This is a genomic window from Sphingobium sp. (assembly GCF_041987595.1).
GTDB lineage: Bacteria > Pseudomonadota > Alphaproteobacteria > Sphingomonadales > Sphingomonadaceae > Sphingobium.
Genome location: NZ_JBHIWJ010000146.1, coordinates 1 through 7,616 on the forward strand (window position 1 = coordinate 1; position 7,616 = coordinate 7,616).

Annotated in this window: 4 protein-coding genes; 3 read left to right on the forward strand and 1 reads right to left on the reverse strand. The window is 67.4% G+C overall.

Annotated features, from left to right (window positions below):
• The 3 genes from ACFC3J_RS21305 to ACFC3J_RS21315 all read left to right on the forward strand — a co-directional run.
• Positions 1–2,103, forward strand: a 2,103-nt coding sequence (locus tag ACFC3J_RS21305; protein ID WP_375197978.1) for a transglutaminase family protein, incomplete at its 5' end; no start/stop codon positions are given.
• Complete coding sequence (locus ACFC3J_RS21310) at positions 2,100–4,577, forward strand: circularly permuted type 2 ATP-grasp protein (RefSeq protein ID WP_375197979.1); 2,478 nt, start codon at positions 2,100–2,102, stop codon at positions 4,575–4,577. The genes ACFC3J_RS21305 and ACFC3J_RS21310, both read left to right, overlap by 4 nt.
• Positions 4,574–5,464, forward strand: a complete 891-nt coding sequence (locus ACFC3J_RS21315) for a transglutaminase domain-containing protein (RefSeq protein WP_375197980.1) — start codon at positions 4,574–4,576, stop codon at positions 5,462–5,464. Before ACFC3J_RS21310 ends, ACFC3J_RS21315 begins: the two co-directional genes overlap by 4 nt.
• Before the next feature lie 175 nt (positions 5,465–5,639).
• Here the strand turns inward: ACFC3J_RS21315 and ACFC3J_RS21320 are convergent.
• Positions 5,640–7,616, reverse strand: a 1,977-nt coding sequence (locus ACFC3J_RS21320) for a TonB-dependent receptor (protein WP_375197981.1), incomplete at its 5' end; no start/stop codon positions are given.

The following is a 7,616-nucleotide window of genomic DNA, read 5'->3' on the forward strand; positions in this document are numbered from 1 at the left end:
CTGATCGCGGATGAGGTGGCGCCGCAGGATGCGCAGGCGGTGACGGCGCAGGATGCCGCAGCCTTTATCGCGCAGATGGCGGGGGCCATGGGCTTTACGGCCGAGCATATCCAGCCGGTCTATGAGGACCCGGCGGTCTGGGCGGTGAAGGAGGCGGAACTGCCGGTCAATACGTCGCCGGACGATCCGAAGATTTCCGATCCCGAAGCGCGGGCACGCATGGTGCGGGCGTTCGAGCGGGGCCTCGATCAGCCGGTCGGCTATGTGCTGCCGGTGCAGCGCTGGCAGACGCAGGCGGCAACACCGCGCTGGCAGAGCGAGATATGGCAGCTGCGGCGCGGCAGGCTGTTCGCGGTGCCGGGGGATTCGGCGCTGGGCTACCGCCTGCCCTTGGGGTCGCTGCCGCATGTGCCGGAGTCGGCCTATCCCTATATTCACCCCCGCGACCCCAGCGAACCGCGTGGCCCTTTGCCCGATTTCCGCGCGACGCTGGATGAGGTCCGTGCCCAGCCGGTGCAGCGCGTGCCCGATGCGCCGGGCGGCGCGGCCGCGCAGGAGCGGGTCGAGCAGGTCCATATCGAAGGGGCGGTGCGGACCGCCGTGACGGTGGAGCCACGGGGGCATTTCCTCTCCGTCTTCCTGCCGCCGGTCGAGGCGCTGGAGGATTATCTGGAGCTGGTGGCGCAGATCGAGGCTGCGGCCGAGGCGCTGCGCGTGCCGGTGCGGATCGAGGGCTATGCGCCGCCGTCCGACCCGCGCCTGCAGGTGCTGAAGGCCACGCCCGACCCCGGCGTGATCGAGGTGAATGTCCAGCCCGCCGCCAGCTGGGACGAGACGGTCGCCATCACCGAGCAGCTTTATGCGCTGGCGCGGACCTGCGACCTGACCGCCGACAAGTTCATGGTCGATGGGCGGTCGGTGGGCACGGGCGGCGGCAATCATATCGTGCTGGGCGGACCGAGCCTGAATGACTCGCCCTTCATCCGGCGGCCCGATCTGCTGAAAAGCTTCGTGCTTTACTGGCAGCGGCATCCCTCGCTCTCCTATCTGTTCTCCGGCCTGTGCATCGGGCCGACCAGTCAGGCGCCGCGCATCGACGAGGCGCGGCATGACGGGCTCTACGAGCTGGAGATCGCACTGGCGCAGGTTCCTGCTCCGGGCGAAGGCGACGCGCCGCCGCCATGGCTGGTCGACCGGCTGTTCCGCAACCTGCTGGTCGACGTGACGGGCAATACCCACCGGACCGAAATCTGCATCGACAAGATGTTCTCGCCGGACGGGCCGACGGGGCGCCTCGGCCTGCTGGAGTTTCGCGGCTTCGAAATGCCGCCGGAACCGAAGATGAGCCTGGCCCAGCAACTGCTGTTGCGGGCGCTGACGGCGTGGTTCTGGCGCCAGCCGCAGCAGGGCAATCTGGTGCGCTGGGGGACGGCGCTGCATGACCGCTTCATGCTGCCCCATTTCGTCTGGGCGGATTTCCTCGAAGTGCTGGGCGACCTGCGCGGGGCGGGATATGAGTTCGATCCCAACTGGTTCGAAGCGCAGCGGCAGTTCCGCTTCCCGATCCATGGCGCGGTCGATGCCGGCGGCGTCGGGCTGGAGATCGCCCATGCGCTGGAGCCGTGGAACGTGCTGGGCGAAACCGGCGCGATCGGCGGCACGGTGCGCTATGTCGACAGTTCGACCGAGCGCCTGCAGGTGCGTGCGACCGGCCTGATCGCCGGGCGGCACATCATCGCCTGCAACGGCCGCCGCGTGCCGATGACGCCGACGTCCGTGCCGGGCGAGGCGGTGGGCGGCGTGCGCTACAAGGCGTGGGCGCCGGCCGCCTGTCTGCACCCTGCGCTGCCGGTGAACGCGCCGTTGACCTTCGACGTGCTGGACAGCTGGAGCGGGCGGTCGCTGGGCGGCTGCGTCTATCATGTCGCGCATCCGGGCGGGCGCAATTACGACACGCTGCCGATCAACGCCTATGAGGCCGAGGCGCGGCGCAAGGCACGGTTTCAGGACCATGGCCATACCCCCGGCCCCGTCGACATGCCGCCCGCCGAAAGCCCAAGCGAATTCCCGATGACGCTGGACCTGCGTTTCCGTCATCCATGACCATGGCGGATAGCCTTTCGCCCGTCGAAGCAGGCCATTGGGCCGAGACCTATCTGGCGCGGGCGCCCAAGGGCGACCTGTTCGCCGGGGCGGGCAAGGAGATGGCGGGCCACTGGCGGACGATGCTGGAACGGCTGTCGGTTCAGGCGCAGGGCGATCCGGCGGCGCTGGCGGGCAATGTCGAGCGGCAGGCGATCGATCTGGGGCTGGCCTTCCGCCTGACCGGCGACCAGCAGGAACGGCCATGGCCGCTTAGCCCCGTTCCGCTGTTGATCGGGGCGCAGGAATGGACGCATATCGAGCGCGGCCTCGCCCAGCGGGCGCAGTTGCTGGAGCGCGTGATCAGCGACGTCTACTCCACGCAATCGCTGGTCCGCACCGGCAAGCTGCCCGCCAGCGTCATCACCGGCAGCCCGCATTACTGGCGGGTCATGACCGGATCGCCGCCGCCGCACGGGCATTTCGTGCATTTCTATGCCGCCGATCTGGCGCGGGGACCGGACGGCGAATGGCGGGTGCTGGCCGACCGGGTGCGCACGCCCGTTGGCGTGGGCTATGCGCTGGAGAACCGGCTGGCTTTGTCGCGGGCGACCGGGGATTTGCTGGGCGCGCTCAATGTGCGCCGGCTGGCGCCGTTCCTGAGCGATCTGCGCCGGGGCCTTGCGGCCGATTGCGAGCGGAGCGATCCGCGCATCGGGCTGCTGTCTCCGGGACGGTTCAACCAGAGCTATGCCGAACAGGCGCATCTGGCGCGCTATCTGGGCCTGCTGCTGGTCGAGGGCGAGGATCTGATCGTGTCCGACGGGCAATTGTTCGTCCGCACGGTTCAGGGCCTGAAGCGGGTCGATGGCCTCTGGCGCTGGATGGACAGCCGCTTTCTCGATCCGCTGGCGTTCGACGGGGAATCGCGCATCGGCGTGCCCGACCTGTTCGACGCCTGCGTGAAGGGCGGGTTGATGCTGGCCAACTGGCCGGGCGTCGGCGTGATCGAATCGCGCGCCATGGCGGCTTTCCTGCCGGGGCTGGCGCAGGAGGTGCTGGGTGCCGACCTCATCCTGCCCAATATCGCGACATGGTGGTGCGGGCAGCGTGCCGAGCGTGCGCATGTCGCCGACGCCATGGGCGAACTGGTGGTGGGGTCGGCCTTCGACCGGGATGTTGCCGGGCTGACGGGCACGCGCTTCCTGCCCGGATCGGCAATGGATGCGGCGCAGCGCGCCGAGTTGCTGGACGCCATGGCGCGGCGGCCGATGGACTATGTGGGGCAGGAAGTGGTGCGCCTGTCGACCACGCCCGCCATCGTGGACGGGAAACTCACCCCCCTGCCCTTCACCCTGCGCGTGTTCGTGGCGCGGGACGAGCTGGGCCAATGGCGGATCATGCCGGGCGCCTTTGCGCGGCTGGCGGCGCATGGCGACATTCGCGCAGCACTGATGGGAGAAGGCGACCTGTCGGCGGACATGTGCGTGCTGGACGGCAAGCCGGTGCCGCAGGACGGGCTTTTGGCGACGACCGCGCCCGCGATCCGGCGCGTGGGCGGGATGCTGCCGGCCAAGGCGGCGGACAATCTCTATTGGCTGGGCCGCTATATCGAGCGCACGGAAATGACGGCGCGGGTGATCCGGGCGATCGTCGGCGGATCGATCGAGGCCGATCTGGGTCCCGCTGTCGGATCGCCCACCATGGCGCGCCTGATGGGCCAGCTCGCCCTCTGGGGTGCGATCCCCGGCGCGATGGGCGCGGTCGGGCCGCTCTGCGCGCAGGCTCTGGGCGACGGCGCGCAGACGGGCAGCGTGCGTTCGCTGCTGGCGGCGTTGGCGGGAATCGGCGAAGGGCTGCGCGATCGGCTGGCGGTGGATTATTGGCGGCTGGTGCGCTTGCCCCTGCCCGATTTCGACGGCGGCGTGACGGAGACGTTGCTGGACGCCTCCTCCCGCATGATCGAGCGGATTTCGGCGCTGTCGGGACTGGCAGCAGAGAATATGGGGCGGACCGAGGGTTGGCGCTTCCACGATATGGGGCGGCGGATGGAGCGGGCGATCAACGGTTGCCGCCTTGCCATGCTGTTCGGCGCCGATTGGGCGTCGGCCGATGACCTGACCGTGCTGCTCGATTTGAACGACAGCCAGATCAGCTATCGCAACCGCTATCTGTCGGGGCCTGCACTCGCGCCGGTGCGCGATCTGGTGGCGCTGGAGCCGCAAAATCCGCGCTCCATCGTCTATCAGTTGATGAGGCTTGCGGAGCATGTCGCCGCGCTGCCGACACTGCGCGCCGACGGCATGCCGGAGGAGCCGCAAAGGCTGGCCGCGATGCTGGCGGCCCGGCTTTCGCCCCTGACCGGAGACGGTCTGACGATGGACGATCTGGCCGACGCGGAAAGCCGGTTGCTCGGTCTTTCGGATGCCATCGGGCAACGCTATTTCCTGCAACGGCGCAAGGAAAAGAGCGAGGGCGTCAGCCTGCTGTCATGATCTATCACATCCGGCATCAGACCATCGTGCAATATGACGCGCTGGTGCAGCTGGCGCGGTTCAACCTGCGGCTGCGGCCTGCCCCCTGGCCGGGACAATGGACGTCCGACTATCATCTGGCGGTCGACCCCGCGCCCGCCTCCATCGAATCGCGGCCCAGCGCATGGCCGGTCAACGTCGCCCGGCTGGAGATCGACACCCCGCTCCGCCAGATCGTCATCGAAAGCAGCTTTCGCGCCGGAATACAGGGCGGCGCGCCGATCGAGCCGCAGGATGACGACCCGACCATCGCCTCCGTCGCGGAAGCGGCGCTGACGGCGCGGGACATGGGATCGGGGGGACCGGCGCAATTCCTCTACGCCTCGCCGCGGGTGCCGCTGCTGCCGCAGATCGGGGCATGGGCGGGCGACCTGCTGGCGCCCGGACGGCCGATCGTCGGGGCGGCGCTGGAACTGGCGCTGCGGATCAAGGCCGAGTTCGCCTATCTGAGCGGTGCGACCGACGCGATGACGCCGGTGGAGGATGCCTTTGCCGCGCGTCATGGCGTGTGCCAGGACTTTGCCCATGTGATGGTGGCGGCGCTGCGCTGGTTCGGGCTGCCTGCCGCCTATGTGAGCGGCTATCTGCGCACCGATCCGCCGGCGGGCATGCCGCGTCTGGTGGGAGCCGATGCGATGCACGCCTGGGTCATGCTGTGGTGCGGGCCGGCGCGGGGATGGATCGGTTTTGACCCGACCAATGGCGTGATCGCCGGGGACGGGCATCTGTTCGTCGCGATGGGGCGGGATTATGCCGACGTCGCGCCGATGGACGGGCTGTTCGTGGGCGGATCCGGCCAGAGCGTCCAGGTGATGGTGGACGTCATGCCGGAGGAGGAAGGGGCGTAGAACCCCTTCCCCCTTAGAGTTTGTCTCGAAATGCGCATAAGGGTGCATTTCGGTTGCCGCAGCGGCCCTCACCCCCACCCGACCGCCCATTCAGGATACACTCTGTGGGCGGTCGGGTGGGGTGAGGGGCGGTGCGGATGCGCCAAAGGCGCATTTCGAGACAGGCTCTTAGACGCTAATCGAAGTCATAGCCCAGTTTCAGGCCGAAAAATTGCGGCTTGGTGGGATAGGTCCGCGCATAGGCGCCGCAGATTTCGGTGGCGCAGATGGTGTTCCGCCCCAGCGCGCCATGGCTGTTGAAGGCATTCTGGATGAACGCCTCTATCCGCCAGCTGTCCCAATGGGTGCCGATCGAGAAATCGGCGGTGGTGAAGGGCCGGGTCGGGCCGACGGCGGCATAATCGGCATCGGTCAGGAAGGTCCGCGTGCCGCCCTGATGCGACACCGTTCCCTGCACGAAGGCGGTCGCCGAACCCATCGGCCATTCGTAGCGCGCCGTCGCCGTGCCCTTGAAGCGGGGCATGACCGGCAGGCGCGTGCCCTTGGCCGCGGCCGGGGCAACGCCGGGTATGCAGACGATATTCTTCGTCACCGGATCGACCTGGCAGAAATCGCTGGTGAGCTGCGCGTCGACATAGGTGGCGCTGGCCGAGAGCGAGAGGCCGCCGAAGCGCGCCGACAGGTCGCCCTCCACGCCATAGATGCGCGCATTCCCCGCATTATAGGTGTTGGTGACGCCATTCTGCCCCACCGGCACCAGTCCGAACTGAAGGTCGCGCCATTTCTGGTAGAAGGCGGCGCCGTTGAAGTAGAAGCGCCCGAAATGGGTTTTCCAGCCCAGCTCGAAATTGTCGAGCTTGTCCGACTTGAACGGATTGACGCCGGGCCGCCGGTTGTTGCCGCCCGGCCGGTAGCCGCGCGACACCGTGCCGTAGAGCATGACGTCGGGCGTCACCTGCCATTTGACGCCGCCCCGCCAGATCACGCCGGATTCGACCTGCTTCTTGTGCACATTGGCGCAGGGGACATCGGGAAGGCTGGTGGGGAAGCAGTTGGCGGGATCAAGGTTGCCGGCGCTGTTGGTCCCGGAAAAGCCGTAGATGGTGTTGTGCGCGATGTAGCCGCGCACGCCCGCGATCAGCGTGAGGCCCGGCACGATGTCATATTCGCCCTGCGTGAACATCGCATGGTCGCGGTCCTTGCGCTTGACGCGGGTGAGGAACACGGTGTCGGTGTTGCCGAAAGGCGCGATCCAGCTGGGGGTCGGAATCTGGCTGATGCCGATCGTCTGATAGTCGGCGCCGATCCTGTCGGTCTGCACCTGAAGGAAGGCGCCCGCGGTCAGGCGGAAGGGCCTGTCCGTCGGCGAGTTCACCCGGATTTCCTGGGTATGCTTGGTATATTTGTCGAACTGGTGCGAGGTTTGCGTCGGGTCGATGAAGCCGCCGTTGCCGTCGGGGAAGTTGGTGGCGAAGCCCGGCTGCACCACGCCATTGTCGTCGACATAGGTATAAGTGTCGTAGGCGACCGAATAATAGGAATAGTCGGCGATATTATCGACCTTGCGTTCGAAATAGCCGCCCGAATAGGTGATGTCCCAGTCGCTGAGCTTGCCCTGGATGGTCAGCGCCGCCTGCCACCAGCGGTCCTTGTTGCGGCTGGGCAGATAGTCGGTGACGTTCAGATAGCCCTTGGTCGGGTCATAGAAGAAACCGCCATGGGCGATCTGGCTCTGGTAGAAAAATTGCGGCGTGGCCGTCCAGCTGTCGTCCAGATCGATGCGCAGCGCGGCGCGGCCGCCCCAGGTTTCGACATCGTTATAGTCGTTCTCGACCAGACTGCTGTTGTTGACGGTCAGGTTGGTGCTGGGATCATCGTCGTCCAGCGTGAAGGTGCGCGTGCCGGGGATATTGTCGATATAGCCGCCGACCCGGTCGTAGAAGCCCACCACGCGCAGCGCGGCATTGTCGCTGATCGGCAGGTTGATATAGCCCTCCGCCGATCCGCCGAAATCGCCCTTGCTGAACTTGTTGACCTGAAGGTCGATGCTGCCGGTGGTCTTGCCCAGTTCAGGCCGGTTGGTGATGATGCGCAGCGTGCCCGACAGCGAACTGGCGCCGAACAGCGTGCCCTGCGGCCCGGCCAGCGCCTC